Genomic DNA, 16414 nt, shown 5'->3' on the forward strand with positions numbered 1-16414 from the left:
ACGAATTGTTCTTGTTTTGGGATGAGTTCTCAAGGCTATTTGAAATCGGCTCTCAAAGGGCAACCACCTACTCGCTTCTTCTCAAAGGCTTCCTTAGCGCGCGGGTCGTAACTGTAGTAGTAGCAAAACGGAGGACGGTACTCGTTCTTTGCGTAGTCGTGGTAGATAATCAAGCCGGTAATCGAAATTATGTGATTGGCGCCATCATCGAGCAAATGGCCTCTGCAATAGACAAAAGCGTCATCTCCTGCCGTCAAAAATGCGAGCCGGACATCATCATCGGACGGGGCGGGTAGCGGTGGCGGCATGGAATCAATAACGCACTTCACGACGACGTCGATACTAACGGCAGGTGAGCGGCCAAATGGTTTAAGACGGACATGCGGAGTGACGTCGATAAACCCATCGACCGGACTGACTTGAGGTCCCGTTTTGACGGAGAGTTTCCTCTCCCATGCCATCAAATTCGGTGCGGATGTAAGGGCGTTCATCAAGCTGCATGGCCTGAACCTGAGCGGCAATTGTTTTCTCTGCGTTCTTTCCACTGTCCACAACGGCCCATATTGAGATGGTGATGGTGAGACCGGTTAAGATGAGACCGAAGAATGTGAACCGACGCATCATGGCGTCGTTATGCTTACGCATTGCGCGGTCGTGGTCTTTCTGTTCTTGCGCCCACATATTGCTCTCGGTTTCACTAGGGGGCGGCATGGGGGGATTCGAACACGTCCTCGGAGTGGAATCAAAGTCCTTGAAGACACCGAAGCTATTATTGGTGGTGGTCGCCCCGCCTGCCTCATCGCCCGAAATGTCGTCTTTTTTAGCAAGTTTGCGTCGGACCACTTCGCAGCGCTTCCTGTGTATTCTCAATGGCTTCGGTTTCCGACAATCCCGCCCAAAAGCAACAAAGCCAAAATTACCAGAGTGTCTTATTATCGAGATAAGTGTTGCGTCGCTGAAATGGCGGTTGTTGTTGCGTCGATTTTTCACTGGACCGCAACACCGCTCGCGAATCGAAGCCAAGCTTGCCGTCGATGCTCTTGCCTGGCATCTCACGTATCCTCGCCCGCTCAATTCGGTTGACACAACCCTTATGTATCGTCAGTGGGCTTCGGCATCCGTGAAAGTTCTGCAAGGGTATCCAGAAAGAGTTCAACCGTTGTCTTCCGAGGAAAGTCGTTCCGCTTTGGCCGTGTCAAAATCGCGATTCGCCATTTAGGAAGTTTTGGAGTCGGACTCAGGATTCGCAGCGTATGAAGATGATGTGATGCAGTGGCTGAACGAGCAAGTGCTGACGGTACTATTGCGACGCCAAGACCATGCGCAACGAAATGAAGTTGCGTCTCAATGTCGCTTACTTGATATACGCTCGATCTCATTAAATGGTGCTGGGTGAAAACCTGGTCAACCAGCTTCCGCAGAGCCCTCTCGGGCGTGAGATCCACGAAGCTCTCATGGCGGAGCATTTCGAGTCGAACGCTGCTACTCTTTGCTAACACATGCTTGCTCGAGCAGATCGCAACGAGCGAGTCTTGCGCGTAAGGAATGACCTGGACTCCGGGCCATCGCTCTTTGCCGATGATCGCCTGGAAACTCAGATCGACATACGCTGAACGCACCAGGGCAGGAGCTGTCTCTGTAGAGAGAGCGCGAACTCCGAATTCGACTTGTGGGAACGACGAGTGGAATCGTTGCAGCAACGTGGCAAGCGGCACGTAAGGTGTCAGACTTTGCAGAATGCCGAGATGCAGACGGCCTCTGACGACACCATCCTGCGACCGAACTGCCTGGACTCCATCATTCAGCAAAGCGAGACAACCACGCGCATGCTCTAGAAAGAGTTCCCCAGCTGCTGTCAATGAGACTTTGCGAGTCGTGCGCGTAAACAGTTGGCTTCCGAGTTCCTGTTCGAGCTCTTTAATGGAGACGGACAGCCCCGATTGAACAATGTTCATGCGCTGAGCGGCAGACGTAAACTTACCTTCTTCCGCCAAAGCAATGAAGTGTCGCAGGTGTCGTATCTCCATTATGATCTCCGTCAATTCATCATAATCGAAGATATATGTTATGCGAATCTTTCGTTACACACATGAAAAAAAGAGGCCTAGCCTCGTAAATGTGGGCGCTTTGATGCGACCACAGATGAGGAGAACGACATGGTCAGCACGGAAGAAACAGTTCGAGTTGTTGGTATTTCGGGAAGCCTCCGCAAAGCATCTTTCAGCACGTCATTGCTGAAGATACTGGCGAAGAGGGCAGCGCCTTCCATCGATATTCGAGTGGTGACTTTGGAAGACATTCCTCTCTATAACGAGGATCTTGATCAGAATCCCGAGATTCCCTCGGTTGCCGCGTTCAAGAAAGTCATCGCGGAGAACGACGGCGTCCTGATCGCAACGCCTGAATATAACCACGGCGTGCCCGGTGTTCTGAAGAATGCACTTGACTGGGCCTCACGTCCGGTCTTCGAGTCGTGCTTCAAGAACAAGCCCGTTTCGATCATTAGTTCGTCCAAGGCATTCACGGGTGGCGTCCGGGCCCAGTACCAGCTGCGAGAGGCGCTGATCTCCATGCATGCGCACCTCGTGATGGGACCAGAGGTCGTTGTCGGTGGTGTGCACGCGATGCTCGCTGAGGATGTGTATCAGGACGAGAACGGGCTGGCCTTCATGCTGCGCTCGCTCGATAGGCTTCGTGAAGAAATTCTGAGTCGTCGTCTCGTTTACGCATAAGAAAAAATCATGCTCAAGCCGCTCCAACGCGCTCTTTCATTGATCCTCCTCTCTTCAACTTCGCTCGTCGCACAGACGCACGTTGCTGAACCGGCTGTGAATCTGGGTGATACCAGTTTCCTCGACGGGGTCGCCGGACCGGGTGTGGTCATTGAAGAGATTGGAGACGGAGCACATGAAGGAACAATCGTAGACGGCTCCGGAAATCCGATTTCGGGAACTGGCACTGTTAACAACATCAGCGAACTGACTCACATTGCATGGCTTACTCATAAGACGATTCTGGGCGGTTGGTACGGGACCGAAGTAGTGGCGGCTGCCGCACACGTTAACGCCGGCAGCGCGGGACAGTCCGGTGGTTTGGGAGCGTTCACGGTCTCTCCGTTCATCCTTCAATGGAGTGAGCAAAAGATCGGCAATATTCCTATCGATCAGCGGGTCGTCTTCGACTTTGATCTACCCACCGGCGCTTACACACAATCTTCCGCTGTGAATATCGGCGCTAATACATTCACCGTTCATCCGTATTACGCGATTACCGCATTCCCAGCTAAGCGTGTCGAGACTAGCTGGCGAGTTCACTATCTATGGAATTCGACGAATGACAGCCCACCATTCGCAACAGGTGCTCAATCGACACAGGCAGGACAGGCGATCCATTTCAATGCCACGACTGCGTACAACTTTGGCAAACACCTCTGGATCGGACCAAACGCCTACTACCTCCGACAGATCACGGATGGCCGTGATAATGGCGTCTCGCTTCGAAACTCTCCGGAGCAAGTAGGGGCGATAGGCCCGGGCATGGTCTGGAATTCAGGTAGATGGTCCTTCTATGCGAACGGTTATCACGAGTTCGACGTGAAGAATCGGCCTGAGGGGAACAAGATCGTACTGAGGGTGGAGAAGGTTTTCTGAACGAAACGTAGTGCTTCGAGGAGGAGTAGATGAGAATCCTGATCGCGTTCATTGTCGCATTCGTTATCGGTGCAGCTTCGAGGTGGACCGGAGTTCCATCTCTGGCCCCTCAAGCGATCATGGGTGCTCTCCTGATCGTAGCGATGAGTACTGGCTATGTTTCAGCAGACCGCTTTCTGAAGCGCAATCCCTCACCTTCAGCAACTGCCTCTGTATCGACGTGCGCAACAGCTGAATTGGCGACGGCTGAATTGGCAACGCACAACCAGGAGGTCCTCTCCCACGAGCCCCCAGCAATTCCAGAGCCTGAAGCGGATACCACATTCTGGCGGCAGAAATCCGAAGCTCTGCAACTCATCATTGCCGATCTGCTACTTACGAATGAGCAGCTACGCGCCTCTGAAGACGCTCACAGCTCCAAGGCTCCGACTACTCACACTTTGATCTCCAGAACAAATTCTGTAGTTAGCGAGAAAAAGCATACTTAGCCGACTGACGAGAAATCATGACATGAAGAAACATGACTGGCCATTCCTACTTGAATTTTTGCTTATTGGGTGTCTCTGCTTGCTCTAAGAAGCAGAGACTAATTAGATAGGTATCGATCTCGTAGGCGGCGGTAGTAAGGCAGAGCTGCTGCCGCCTTATCCAGCGTCCAAATGGCGCATCCGGACCAATGGCCATTCGATCGCAGCGCAACGATCCGAGGACGGCCGGTATTGGTTTGCAGCAGTGGGCCAGCCTAGCCGTCTGCAGATTTGGACGTTTCTACCGTACTATTTTCTGGTGCTCGGTGCCACGGGCGTTCTGTGTTGGCTGGCCTCGGCTGCGGTGGTGTCGCCGATCCGCAGGATAGCGGCCTCTATTGCGTTCTTCGGACAAGGCAATCTTCCAAATTGCCGATGAATGGGCACCAATAAAATATCGAGACAATCGCGATTTTTAGAGGCTTACGAGTGCGAGGTTCAACTAATCTGTTTGTCGGCGCAATCCAAGAATGAAGTAGTTCCCGGCAAGCCAGCCACTCGGAGGACGCCCGGCTAAATTGGCATATTGCCAGGATGCAACTCTATCGGTCAACTGCCTGAGACTAGACGTTGTTGGCACTGTCACCGCCGGTTACATCGTAGGTTGCGCCTGAAACCATTCGCGCCGCGTCAGACGCAAGGAACACGACGACTGGGGCCATCTCTGACGGATCGATCCACGGCACACCCAGAATTGATTTGCTCTGCAGCACCTTACGAGCCGCTTCTTCATCCAAGGCTTTGTCGCCCGATGGCGTGCGCCCCGCCACCTGCAAAGCTTGCTCATATCGTTCCTCATGGCGCGTGAGCGGCGTATCGATGAGTCCTGGCACAAGGCAGTTCACGGTGACGCCATGCGGCCCCAGTTCCATCGCTGCAGACTTCATCAAGCCAATGATGCCCCATTTCGATGCCGAATAAGCGGAACCGTTCAACGTGCCATGTCGCCCCTGAGTTGATGTAGTCATGATGATCCGGCCGTGTGCCTGCTGCACCATATACGGCGCAAAGGCACGAAGAGCATTGGCTGTGCCCGTCAGATTGACATCGATCTGGATGTGCCAATCGGCGTCTTCCATCAGAAGTAACGGACGGAACGCCTGGATACCAGCATTGGCGAACAAGATGTCAATGTGGCCAAACTCAGCGTTGATCTTGTCTGCGGCTATGCGCAGTGCGGGAAGGTCGCGCTGGTCCAGCACAAAGCTCCTCCACTGAACTCCTTCGCTCCTAACCATTTCACCAGTCTGATCGAGTTCAGCACGACTTGCTGGCTCCACTCCCGAACGCGGATCGACAACGGCACAGATATCGATTCCAACCACGTTAGCTCCGCTATGCGCCAAGGCTACCGCCGCAGCGCGTCCAATCCCGCGTGCCGCTCCAGTCACTACAGCCACTCTGCCATTGAGAATGCGTCCCCAAGGCTCTGTCTTCGCCTGTGCCATCTGCCCCTCCATATTTCCTGTTAGTGAAACCGCGCTCAGCGCTGCTGACCCGCCTGCCAGAAAAAATCTGCGAGATACGTTTGCCTTAACCGACCCTTGTTTTTCATCTGATTGCATAAGCGCCTCCACTGTTCTTCATTAACAGTTTGGACGAGCAGAGACTGCTTAGCTTTCTCGAAAAGCGCGTAATTCTGGATTCTTGAGGTGTACTTGCAACGCTTCCCACGGACGATGGCCGCGTATAAGAACTACGAGTGAGAAGCGGTGAGTGATGACCGGAAGCGCCCTGGCGTCATGCCTACCAGCTTGCGAAACGTCGTGATGAACTGGCTCTGGCTTGAGAAGCCACATTGCATCGATACCTCAATGAGCGGTACATCACCTTTCTTCAGAAGTTCCTGTGCGCAGGCGATGCGGCGATGATTGACGTATTGATGCGGTGTGAATCCGGTGGACTCGCGAAATAGGACCGCGAAGTGTTGCGGGCTCAATCCAGCTACGTCTGCAAGCGACTGAATGGAGAGATCGCGTTCTAGGTCCGCTTCGATGTACTCCCGCACGCGATGTTCGCGGGCGGGCCCCAAACCTCCTGTCGCATAAGCCGCCTCGCCCTCTCGTACGCTGTAGGCACGGAGTATCCGCACGCAGAGCGTCGTGACTGCTGCGCTCGCCACCGCAGCATTTAGATGACCATCGACTGACTCGAGATAAAGCGAACGAGCGAGTTCCTCAATCAACAAATCTCGGACCAGATAGGTAGGCTGAAGCTCCAAAGAGTCCTGCTGCAAGACATCTGAGGCAAGACGTAGCAGAAACTCCTCACGAATGTAGATGTGAATCAACGTTGCCCGCCGCTGCCAGAGTGTCTTGTGCGGAATACGCGCGGGGATCACGCTGACTGCGTTCCCGATAAATTCCTTGCTTTGGCGAAGCATCCCCGTTGCACGCCACTCCGCATGCATATGCGCAGGCTCAAGGCCTACGGTTACCTGCAAGCAGTCGTGCACATGCTCCTGCCACGTACTGCGCGGCTGTTTGGCCGCGTAAACGCTAAAGCCGTCTCCATCAAACCAAAAATGATCCTCGGGGAGCGGTTCGTTCGCTCCAACCAGAATCATTCGTTCCTGCGATAACTGTGTCACGCGTTCGATCGGCTCCTAACCCGCCGGATGATCCCAGTCTAAAGAATCCAAAAGACCCGTGGAAATCAAAGATACAGGATCACTCGGCGGCAGCCAGACTATATCTGAGATTGCCCGATGTAATCAACGACTGCACCTCGTGCAAAAGGAGAACACATGAACAACGCAACTACCGAAAAGGTGATCCCGACTATTGCTCTCACGGAGGGTGCCGAGATCTTTGAGTACAGTAAAGCAGCTGACCCAATCTCTTCTGGAGCGACGCCGCGCATCCCAGTCAAGACGTTCTCGCCTGAACTGTATGCTTCCGGCGAGACACGTGTTGTTCCACTCGATCTGAGCGAAGAGTTGAAGACCGACTATCCTGTGACGGGCCCTAGTGTGCTGGCAAGCTTCGTTCGCATCAAGTCTGGCGAGTCGATCACCACTTCAGCTGATGCCACCAGCGAGTTCTTCTACGTCATCAAAGGCAAGGGCCATACCGAAATCCAGCAGGGCGCCATCGAGTGGAACGAAGGCGACATCTTTGCGTTGCCCGGCGTAGCTGCTGCAGTGCACCATGCTGACGCGGACACTGCTTTCTACATGGTCAACGACTCTCCTCTGCTCGCGTATCTTGGTGTGGAAAAGTCAAGGAACCGCTTCCAGCCGACGCTGTACACGCGTGTCATGATCATGACCGAGTTGGAGAGGGCCAAGAACGATCCAAACGCAGGCAAGCGCAGCCGTGTCAGCGTGCTGCTGGCAAACAAAAACTTCGGCCAGACGCTCACCATCACACATACGTTATGGTCCATGTTCGGCATTGTGCCTCCAGGTACGCGGCAGCTCCCGCACCGTCATCAGTCCGTTGCGCTCGATTTCGCGGTAGAAGCCAAGCCCGGCGTATACACCCTGATCGGACCAGAACTGAATCCGGACGGCTCTATCAAAGACGCTATCCGCGTGGACTGGGTGAAGGGTGCTGCGTTCGTAACACCAGCCGGCTACTGGCATGAGCACGTCAACGAGTCTGGTGCCGACGCCTATGTGATGCCAATCCAGGATGCCGGTTTGCATTCCTACCTGCGCACCCTGGACATCCAGTTCTATCTCGAAGACTGATCCCTTGTTCAGTATTCGGCCTTCTCGCCCTTTGCAGGGACTGAGGTTGGAACGCCTGGGGTGCCCGCATAGGTGATGAGGAGAATGGTGGGTTCGTCACCCGACTCGCCCCGATGCACATCGTCCACTGACTCGCCTACCGCTTGTCCCTGATGAACAACCAGCGTCTTGCCGGTCGCCTTGTCATGCAGCGTAAGCGTGCCTGAAAGCACGTAAACGACATTTGGGAATGGATGCGTGTGCCATGGCAGGGCAGTGTGTGGTGCTATGGTTAGCTTGATCGTCGTGAGTTGTGGCTGACCCGTCGGGTAGTGTGTGTACGGCTTGCCGTTCCATGATTCGGTCGTTTGCAATAGGATCTCGCGTTTACCGCTTGCAACACTATTCGCGCCGGTTTGAGCGAGTACGGCCGTCAGCGATGCTATGGTGACGGCAGTAATTCCAATGGTGCGGTATTTAGAAATCATGTCGGTCATCTCCCTCTGGATTGCCTGTTCTAAACTCAGCATGGTCTCGCTATTTGCCGGTATAAGACACGCGCCAAACGCTGCGAGAGCCGTCATCTGTAACGTAGAGAGCGCCATCATGCCCCACGGCGACTCCCACCGGCCGGCCCCAGACCTGCCCATCCGCAGTGACAAAGCCGGTAAGAAAATCCTCGTATTCGCCGGTGGCTCTGCCGTCCTTCATGGGAATCCGGATCACCTCGTAGCCTCCGCGATTCGCACGATTCCACGACCCGTGTTCAGATGCGAATCCGTCACCGTCGTATTGGGATGGGAACATGGATTGACTGGTAGGGTAAAACGTCATTCCTAGCGATGCCATATGAGGTTGAACCAGTACATCTGGCGTAATGACTTTGGATTTGAGTTCAGGATGAGTGCCCATAAGTCGTGGGTCCTGATGCCCTCCCATATAGAACCAGGGCCAGCCATAGAAGCCGCCTTCTTTGACTGAAGTCACATAGTCTGGAACAAGATTGTTCCCCAGGGCGTCACGTTCATTTGTCGAACACCAGAGCTGACCCGTAATAGAGTTGACCGCCTCACCGACACAGTTACGAATACCGTAGGCGTACACCTCGACAAATTTTCCCTCAGGGGTGTACTCAAGGACATCCGCCCGATGGAACTCTCCAGGATGGGTGTCGGGATCGTCTGCATTCGATCCACTTCCCACAGACACCAGCATATGCTTTCCGTCGGCAGAGAAGACGACGTCTCGCGTCCAATGGCCGCCACCACGAAGTTGAGCGTAGCCAGGAAGATCAGGCACGATTGTCTCGGGCGCGTGGGCGGCCTTAAGATCGCCGGACTTGTAGGAGAATCGAACCACGGTCGTTGCGTTTCCTATGTAGATCCATTGGGGATTCGCGCCCGCGGGATAAAACGCAATGCCAAAGGGATGATCGAGACCCGTAGCGTAGGTGCTGATAGTGGCTGCCTTACCTGCCTCCGTAACGCCGCGCAGCACCAGAACAGAGCCGGCCTGCGAGTCCGCTACGAAGAGATCGCCATTGGGTGCAGCGTGGATGATGCGAGGCATCACGAAGGTGCCAGAGGTAGGCGAGTGTATCTCTTTCTTGTTTTCGGACCGCTGCATAGGTGTGGCTGCGTCGCCGCCCGCATACAGCTGGACCGTAAAACCGGTTGGGGCGATGGGCCACGCGCCATCTGGCCTTTGAACGAGAGTGGGACCGTTGTCTACAGACTCAGACGGCTTCGGCTCTGGCAGGTCCGCCACTGTGATCTTTCGCCGGATGCCTGGCTTCTGCTGCGTGTAGTCGGCAAACGCGGCCTGACCGGTGATCGTCTGCTGGGCATGGAGCGCAGAAGGAAGTAGGGCGGTGAAGGCGATAGGGGCTAATGCGTGGAACTTTGCGAAGCGTGAAGGTCTCATAATTCTCATCTCCAGATCCGTATTTTGGCTACAGTCGATCATGCAGCGGTTTAGCAAGTCGCCCCTAACGCTCTTGGGACCACCCTAACCACGTAGACTCGCGGGAGGATGGCTTACAGCAGCCAACTTGTCATACGCGGCCTGAGGAAGTTCAACACCAGCAGCAGCAATATTCTCTTCCAGATGCTTGACCGAGGAGGTTCCGGGGATCGGCAGGATCACTTTCGTCCGTTTGAGTAGCCAGGCCAATGCGATCTGCAAAGGAGTTGCATCAAGATCCTTTGCAACTTTCTTGATTGCGTCATGTGCCTCCTTCGCTTGACCGAGCGGAGCCCACGGAAGAAAAGCGATCTTGTTCTGCTCGCAATAGTCAACAATAAAGTCCGACTCCCGATCAGCGAAGCTATAGCGATTCTGCACAGAGACAATCGGTACGATCACGCGGGCTCTCTCTACATGTTCGCGCGTCACATTCGAGAGCGCAACGTGGCGAATCTTACCTTGCTCGCGCAGTCTGGCCAGTGCTTCTATCGACGCCTCGAAGGACACGGCATTATCGGGAGCGTGCAGTTGATAGACGTCGATCCGGTCCAGTCGCAGCCGCTTCAGACTGCCCTCAAGTGCCTCGGTGAGATGTTTTGGACTGGCGTTATGCGTCCATTGGCCAGGTCCGGGGCGCTCCCATCCACCCTTGGTTGCAATCACCAAACCATTTGAATATGGGTAGAGTGCTTCTGCGATCAACTCTTCGGATGTGCCAGGCCCGTAGGAGTCGGCCGTGTCGATCAGGTCTACTCCGAGTTCAATCGCCCGCCGAAGGGTCGCAACCGCATCAGCCTTATCCACGGGAGGTCCCCACACGCCTGCTCCTGTGATCCGCATCGCCCCATATCCCATCCGATTGACCGTAAGATCACCACCGATTGTGAACGTGCCTGCTGCTGCGGCTGTGAGGGTCTGTTGGTTATTCATAATGAATGCTCCTTTTATGTTGAGACTTTGAAATGGTTGGAAAGCCCTGATGCCTGCACTCAGGCGGGCACAGGCGCATTTTGTTCGATCAGATTCTTAGCCTTTAGATCAGCCCAGAACTCGGCAGGAACCTTCGTTTGCATGGAGGTGTAATCCGCAAGAATCTGTTGCTCGCTGCTGGCGCCTACAACCAGGGCGGCAGCAATGTCAGGCGCTGCAGAGAATTGAAGCGCGGCAGTCCGGAGGTCGACTCCATGGTTACTAGCAACATCGCGAAGCTTCGTGCGTTTTTCAAGAAACGCCGACGGAATCCGGTATGACTCTTTCCCATAGTTGTAACGGGGACTTCCCGATATAAACCCTGCATTGAGTGATGACCCAATCACGAAAGACACATTCTTAGCTTTGGCTGCTGGAAACAATTGATCCAGTGCGTTCTTGTGGTCGATCAGAGAATACTGCGAGGCCAAAAGACATACATCCGGATCTGCAACTTCGAGGAGTCGCATTATCGGCTCAGGTGTGTTGACGCCAATTCCCCAGCCTTTGATCAAACCTTCTTCCCGCATACGAGTGAGTTCAGGAAATGCACCCTTTCGCGCGATTTCGAACTGCTCCTGCCACGGAGTCGGAAGATATTTGTTATCCGACGAGAGGTCATGTACGAAGGCAATATCCAGGCTGTCAATCCCGAGCCTTTGCAGGCTGTCCTCGATCGAACGCCGCACGCCAGACGCCGTGTAATCGTAAGTCACATCGTTCGGGGAGGGGGAAAAGGGGAAATATCCGTTTTTCTTCGCGGTCTTCGACGCTTTGAGCAGTTTGCCAACTTTCGAGGAAACGACAAATTCTTTTCGACTCTTGTTGTGAAGAAAGTTTCCGAATCTGCGCTCCGCCAAACCGAGTCCGTACCACGGAGCCATGTCGTAGTAGCGAACCCCGGCGCTCCACGCGGCCTCAATCGTTGCATACGCATCATCGTCGGTAACAACGGCAAACTCATTCCCGAGCGGAACACCTCCGATCCCGAACCTGAAGGCCGGCTTATAGTGCCCATCATCGTCGCTGTTGAAAGCCTGCTCCAGGCTGTCAACTTCAAACAACTGCGATGCGCTTGAGGCAGAGCCTAAAATGGCTGCTGCAGCCACCATGGCCGATCCTTTGACGCTGCGGCTCAAGAAATCTCTTCTCGTATTCATTGGCGTTTCCTCTCTAGCGGTGTCGGGTCAGTAGACGTCCAGAAATCGTCAGGCAAATTGACAACGATCGGCTCCGGCGTACTTCGCACAACCACCCATCGAAACGGACGTTCCTTCGAAGGATTGAGTTCCTGATGTGGCAACCAACTCGGCACATGCAGAAAATCGCCCGCACCAACAGTTAATGAGTATTCCCCAGTGTCTCCCCAGCGCACACAGGCCTCTCCCTCAAGCACGTAAACGACGGTGTCCTGTTCGCCGTGGTGGTGGATGTCTGTCTTACCCGAAGGCTCGACCACAAATATGCCTGCCCAAAGCGAGGAGACAATGCCATTCATTGCTGCAATGGCGGACATCCTCACCGATCCTGGCGTCTGCTGTGTTTCGCTGCTCAGTCCAGCGGGGTGCACAACGCTGATCATCGGATTTGATCTCGGCTGAGATCCCATCCGAATAGCGACTCCCCTCTGCATAGCAAGCGGGTCAGTTATCGGGCAAGTGAGCGAATCGTTGAGTTTGCTTCCCATGTGGTCTCCAGGTGGCATGGTCTTGCCTAGGCGAGCTAAGGTACTGTACAGTACATTACAGATAAGATGCACTCAGCAACAACTTCGTCGCACCATTAATTCGAAAAATCGGACGAAGCTCATTTCTGAACCACGTTTACGAGGGCATCACCACTAACAAGATTGTCGAGGTAGCCGGCGGCCGCGCAGGTGCATTCAAGCGCCCTCCTGTTGAAGGAGGACTCTTTTGTCGTTTACTGCAATCGCACTAGACTTGCGAACAGGCTAGAGGACGCAGCACAAGGCTTGTCACATTTGATACCGTAGGTGGATCTAAGTTAAACCGCGAGTCGGCAGAGAGCTTCTTCCAATCGGGATCGGCGGAAAATTTCTCCCAATCGGCCTCAAGCGAAGTCATATCAGGAAAGCTGAGCATATAGGTAAGATTCGGGAGGTTCGGCCCGACCAGTGTATCGGCGTAGAAAACTCCCGTAGCGCCAGCTTTAGCGAAAATGCCGAACTCGCCGTTGTGAAACATCTCCACCTTTCGGACGTGATCCATGTTTGTCGGCGACTGATACTGACGAAGGTGATAGATGCGTTTTCCCTTAGTTGCAGCGGAGACTGGCGGAGTGACCTTGGGATATCCCGGGAACGTCCTCAATAGGGAACTCTCTATGCGAATGTAAGGCGGTGTGGCGGCGGGAGCATCCCAGAACGACGCAGCCGCCTTCATGAAGACAACGTCTTTCGCCAGCTCAAGGTCAGCGGTAACTAGTGTCTCCAGCTTCGAGCTTGGCATCAGCAGGTAATAGGACGGACTATCTGGTCCGAAATAAACAGAGAACGCACCGACTGGACCAATGCCAAGCCGGTTCAGTGCCGGAATTAAAGGATCCGCAAAAAAATCATTAGTGATCTTTACGCCTGGTCCACTCGCCAGATGATATCGGCGCAGATCCATGTACTCCGGCGCAGAGTTGTCCGCAGTAGAGCCTGCCTGAGCAAGTAAATTACCAGCAGTAGCAAGCGAGAGGGCTGAAGCAGCGAGAGAGCTAGAAAGAAAACTGCGACGATCCAATGAGGAATCCTCCAATAATCTTGTTATTTATTATGAATTACCGTACTGTACATTACGTTACACTATAATTATAGTCTGCGACCCCATATAAGACTCGCCAGCCAGAGTGGTCTGAAGTAGGAGGTCGCATAAAATAGTGCTAGTACAGGGGATTCAAGCTGGAGATTGCATTACATGTTTTTGGATGGACTCAGGACTTGAGAGATGGGAGAGATGAATGCCTAGCAAACGGTCGCGCGGAGAGATCCGAAACGGAAAACTTCAAAAAGTAGCAGCAGACCTGTTTCTAAAACGCGGCTATGAGGGCGTCACTATCGACAAGATCGTCGAGGTGGCAGGCGGTTCGAAGAGTACGGTGTATAGCGAATTCGGCGGGAAGTGTGGGTTGTTCATCAGCAGTATCGAAAACCTGTGCCGCGAGTCGAATGAGCCGCTAGCGAAGATTGACTACACAGGATTGAACCTTGAAGAGAGTCTGAAGAAACTCTCCTTTCACATTCTGAAGCTCATCACTGCAAAGCAGTCCGTAGACCTTCACCGTCTCGCCATTGGCGAAGCCGCGAACTGTCCCGAAGTAGGTGACGCATGGTACACACATGGTCCCGCCAGAACCGCCTCATTTATACGATCTCTGTTGGAAAGTCGACGCAAAGAGCTGCGGAAGACGGCGATTCCAATTGACCGGATCGCCGTGATCCTTCACGACTCGTTGACGGGAGATATCTTATACCGTCTGTTAGCGGGAGTCGGTAAGCAGGTAAATGACGCCGAGCTAAAGCGCTTGGCTGGCGCCTCCGTCGACCTCATTCTCGGGAACGTTCTTTGCGATTAGCCTGAAGACCTTCCGCCCTATTTCAGCTTTCAGCAGCAACCCTCGAAACGTAGTTAGGAAGGTCGTAAGAGCTGGAGGTCAAGACCGAATTCCGGGGTTGCAGGTTTTTGACATGAGTTTGTTACAACGACCTCCGGCATGAAGTGATTCTCCGATAGGTTTTGAACGTCATCGTAGGGGCCGCCGGTGCAAATGTGCAACTTGATGCCAGCCCAAACCGTCCATTAGAAGAGCAACAGTCTCCGCATCTCACTCTCGACCTCTCAGAGGCCCTATGGCAAAGCGTCCCACCGATTCAGAAATTGAGGTACCGTCAGCAGTCGATTCGGAGTCTTATCCCGATTCAGCTACTGTAGCTCCGACCCCCGAGGCCACTCCAAACAACCGTCTCAGCCGACGTTCTTTCCTTTCACACCTTGGCGCCGCAGGTCTAGCTGCTGCGGCGCCTCCAGTGCTCGCATCAGCATCGACTGCGACAGTTCCTCCTGCCGTCGCGACGGAAGAAGCTCTCACTGAAGGCACGGTAGCCATCAATCTCAGGGTGAACGGGCATTCCCACGCTCTCCAACTTGACCCCCGTACAACTTTGCTCGACTGCCTCCGCGAGAACCTTGCGCTGTCCGGCACCAAGAAAGGCTGCGACCACGGTCAATGCGGAGCATGCACGGTCCACGTTAACGGTCGCCGAGTCAACTCCTGTCTCTCCTTCGCCGTCATGCATCGGAACGACGAGATCACAACGATCGAAGGTATTGGTCAGCCCGATCATCTCCATCCCATGCAGGTAGCCTTCATCGAGCATGACGGCTACCAGTGTGGCTACTGTACCTCAGGCCAGATCATGTCCGCAGTCGCGGTGCTCAAGGAGAACGTCGGACCCACGGATGCGGACGTCAAGCAGGCGATGTACGGCAACATCTGTCGTTGCGGCGCCTACTCGAACATCGTCGCCGCGGTCCAACAGGTCCGCCATAGCTCCTAAGCCTCGCAGTAGGACCCACCCGGAGTCGAACCATGGATAGCTTCACCTTTACGCAACCCACCACCGTCGATCAAGCTGTACAGGCTGCCGCCAAATCGGTGACAGCCCAACAGGGCGCTCAGATCCGCTTCATCGCCGGAGGTACTACGCTCGTCGATCTCATGAAGCTCAACGTCGAGCGCCCACGCGAGATTGTTGACATTAATATTCTTCCTCTCGATCGCGTCGAGTCCAGCCCCGAAGGCGGTCTGATCATTGGCGCACTCGCCCGCAACTCCGATGTCGCTCATCATCCGACAGTTCTTCGCGACTACCCGGTTCTCTCGCAAGCCCTGTTGTCCGGCGCTTCGCCGCAGTTGCGCAACATGGCCACTACCGGCGGCAATCTTCTTCAACGTACACGTTGCGTCTACTTCCGCGACACAGCCCATGCCTGCAATAAGCGAGAGCCCGGCACTGGTTGTTCAGCCATCGGCGGCCACAACCGCATGCTTGCGATCCTCGGCACTAGCAAGGACTGCATCGCAACCAACCCCTCCGACCAGAACGTCGCGCTCACCGCGCTGAAAGCCACCATCCAGATTCAGGGTCCCAAGGACAAGCGGAGCATTCCTATCCACGACTTTTACCTGGTTCCTGGCTCTACGCCCAATCGCGAGAATGTTTTAGAGCCTGGTGAGATCATCACCAGCGTCACGCTGCCTTCGCCGATAGCTGGTGCTAACTTCACCTACCTCAAGCTTCGCGACCGCGCTGCCTACGAGTTCGCCCTAGCATCCGCCGCCATTGTCATGCAGGTCTCGGGTGGAAAGATACGACACATCCGCGTCGCGTTGGGAGGCGTAGGTACAAAACCCTGGCGTTCCTTCGAAGCAGAAAAGGTGCTCGAAGGCCATGCTCCGGATCGTGCCACGTTCGTAAAAGCAGCGGACGCCGCTTTAAGAGACGCCAAGCCCGCCAGCGAAAATGCGTTCAAGGTAGAGCTATCGCGTCGCTGCATCGTCCGTGCCCTCACCATGTCTACTAAGTCCGCATAAGCAATAGCCGTTTGCGCAACCGCAGGAGAATC

Annotated in this window: 18 protein-coding genes; 7 read left to right on the plus strand and 11 right to left on the minus strand. The window is 54.4% G+C overall.

Annotated features, from left to right (window positions below):
* Positions 1 to 35 precede the first annotated feature (35 nt).
* The 3 genes from RBB77_RS14450 to RBB77_RS14460 form a co-directional block, all read right to left on the minus strand.
* On the minus strand, positions 36 to 491 hold the full coding sequence (locus RBB77_RS14450) for a hypothetical protein (RefSeq protein WP_353062448.1): 456 nt from the start codon (positions 489 to 491) through the stop codon (positions 36 to 38).
* Between the two features lie 425 nt (positions 492 to 916).
* Entirely contained in the window at positions 917 to 1051 is a 135-nt protein-coding gene (locus RBB77_RS14455) for a hypothetical protein (protein WP_353062449.1), read from the minus strand.
* A 40-nt stretch (positions 1052 to 1091) separates the two neighbouring features.
* On the minus strand, positions 1092 to 2027 hold the full coding sequence (locus tag RBB77_RS14460; protein ID WP_353062450.1) for a LysR family transcriptional regulator: 936 nt from the start codon (positions 2025 to 2027) through the stop codon (positions 1092 to 1094).
* A 129-nt stretch (positions 2028 to 2156) separates the two neighbouring features.
* On the opposite strand from RBB77_RS14460, the gene RBB77_RS14465 reads away from it, so the two are divergent.
* The 3 genes from RBB77_RS14465 to RBB77_RS14475 are packed head-to-tail and all read left to right on the plus strand — an operon-like array spanning position 2157 to position 4138.
* The gene (locus RBB77_RS14465; protein ID WP_353062452.1) at positions 2157 to 2732 is read left to right on the plus strand and encodes an NADPH-dependent FMN reductase; all 576 of its coding nucleotides are present in this window, start codon (positions 2157 to 2159) and stop codon (positions 2730 to 2732) included.
* Between the two features lie 9 nt (positions 2733 to 2741).
* Positions 2742 to 3650: a SphA family protein gene (locus RBB77_RS14470; RefSeq protein WP_353062453.1), complete on the plus strand. Its 909-nt coding sequence runs from the start codon at positions 2742 to 2744 to the stop codon at positions 3648 to 3650.
* Positions 3651 to 3679: 29 nt separating this feature from the next.
* The gene (locus RBB77_RS14475; RefSeq protein WP_353062454.1) at positions 3680 to 4138 is read left to right on the plus strand and encodes a XapX domain-containing protein; all 459 of its coding nucleotides are present in this window, start codon (positions 3680 to 3682) and stop codon (positions 4136 to 4138) included.
* Positions 4139 to 4740: 602 nt separating this feature from the next.
* Here the strand turns inward: RBB77_RS14475 and RBB77_RS14480 are convergent.
* Both RBB77_RS14480 and RBB77_RS14485 read right to left on the minus strand, forming a co-directional pair.
* A complete protein-coding gene (locus RBB77_RS14480) occupies positions 4741 to 5742 on the minus strand; it encodes an SDR family NAD(P)-dependent oxidoreductase (RefSeq protein WP_353062455.1) in 1002 nt (333 codons plus the stop codon).
* Between the two features lie 131 nt (positions 5743 to 5873).
* Positions 5874 to 6767: a helix-turn-helix transcriptional regulator gene (locus tag RBB77_RS14485; RefSeq protein ID WP_353062456.1), complete on the minus strand. Its 894-nt coding sequence runs from the start codon at positions 6765 to 6767 to the stop codon at positions 5874 to 5876.
* A gap of 156 nt (positions 6768 to 6923) precedes the next feature.
* On the opposite strand from RBB77_RS14485, the gene RBB77_RS14490 reads away from it, so the two are divergent.
* Positions 6924 to 7871, plus strand: a complete 948-nt coding sequence (locus tag RBB77_RS14490; RefSeq protein WP_353062457.1) for a cupin — start codon at positions 6924 to 6926, stop codon at positions 7869 to 7871.
* An 8-nt stretch (positions 7872 to 7879) separates the two neighbouring features.
* Here RBB77_RS14490 and RBB77_RS14495 read toward each other — a convergent pair whose 3' ends face one another.
* From RBB77_RS14495 to RBB77_RS14520, 6 genes are all read right to left on the minus strand, one after another.
* Positions 7880 to 8338 carry a cupin domain-containing protein gene (locus RBB77_RS14495; protein ID WP_353062458.1) on the minus strand — a complete coding sequence of 153 codons (459 nt, stop codon included), beginning with the start codon at positions 8336 to 8338 and terminating at the stop codon, positions 7880 to 7882.
* Positions 8339 to 8387: 49 nt separating this feature from the next.
* Positions 8388 to 9773 carry a PQQ-dependent sugar dehydrogenase gene (locus RBB77_RS14500; RefSeq protein WP_353062459.1) on the minus strand — a complete coding sequence of 462 codons (1386 nt, stop codon included), beginning with the start codon at positions 9771 to 9773 and terminating at the stop codon, positions 8388 to 8390.
* 84 nt (positions 9774 to 9857) lie between these two features.
* Positions 9858 to 10745: an aldo/keto reductase gene (locus tag RBB77_RS14505; RefSeq protein WP_353062460.1), complete on the minus strand. Its 888-nt coding sequence runs from the start codon at positions 10743 to 10745 to the stop codon at positions 9858 to 9860.
* 59 nt (positions 10746 to 10804) lie between these two features.
* Positions 10805 to 11944: an aldo/keto reductase gene (locus RBB77_RS14510; protein WP_353062461.1), complete on the minus strand. Its 1140-nt coding sequence runs from the start codon at positions 11942 to 11944 to the stop codon at positions 10805 to 10807.
* Positions 11941 to 12300, minus strand: coding sequence for a cupin domain-containing protein (locus RBB77_RS14515; protein WP_353062462.1), 360 nt, complete (start codon positions 12298 to 12300; stop codon positions 11941 to 11943). Before RBB77_RS14515 ends, RBB77_RS14510 begins: the two co-directional genes overlap by 4 nt.
* A 418-nt stretch (positions 12301 to 12718) precedes the next feature.
* A complete protein-coding gene (locus RBB77_RS14520) occupies positions 12719 to 13531 on the minus strand; it encodes an NIPSNAP family protein (protein ID WP_353062463.1) in 813 nt (270 codons plus the stop codon).
* Between the two features lie 217 nt (positions 13532 to 13748).
* Here RBB77_RS14520 and RBB77_RS14525 point away from each other — a divergent pair, with 217 nt between their 5' ends.
* The 3 genes from RBB77_RS14525 to RBB77_RS14535 all read left to right on the plus strand — a co-directional run bounded on the left by RBB77_RS14525 (position 13749) and on the right by RBB77_RS14535 (position 16382).
* A complete protein-coding gene (locus RBB77_RS14525) occupies positions 13749 to 14363 on the plus strand; it encodes a TetR/AcrR family transcriptional regulator (protein WP_353062464.1) in 615 nt (204 codons plus the stop codon).
* 274 nt (positions 14364 to 14637) lie between these two features.
* Positions 14638 to 15345: a (2Fe-2S)-binding protein gene (locus RBB77_RS14530; RefSeq protein ID WP_353062465.1), complete on the plus strand. Its 708-nt coding sequence runs from the start codon at positions 14638 to 14640 to the stop codon at positions 15343 to 15345.
* A gap of 32 nt (positions 15346 to 15377) precedes the next feature.
* Positions 15378 to 16382, plus strand: a complete 1005-nt coding sequence (locus RBB77_RS14535) for an FAD binding domain-containing protein (protein WP_353062466.1) — start codon at positions 15378 to 15380, stop codon at positions 16380 to 16382.
* The last annotated feature ends 32 nt before the right edge of the window (positions 16383 to 16414 follow it).

The sequence above is a fragment of the Tunturibacter psychrotolerans genome (genome assembly GCF_040359615.1).
In the GTDB taxonomy this organism is placed as follows: Bacteria; Acidobacteriota; Terriglobia; order Terriglobales; family Acidobacteriaceae; genus Edaphobacter; species Edaphobacter psychrotolerans.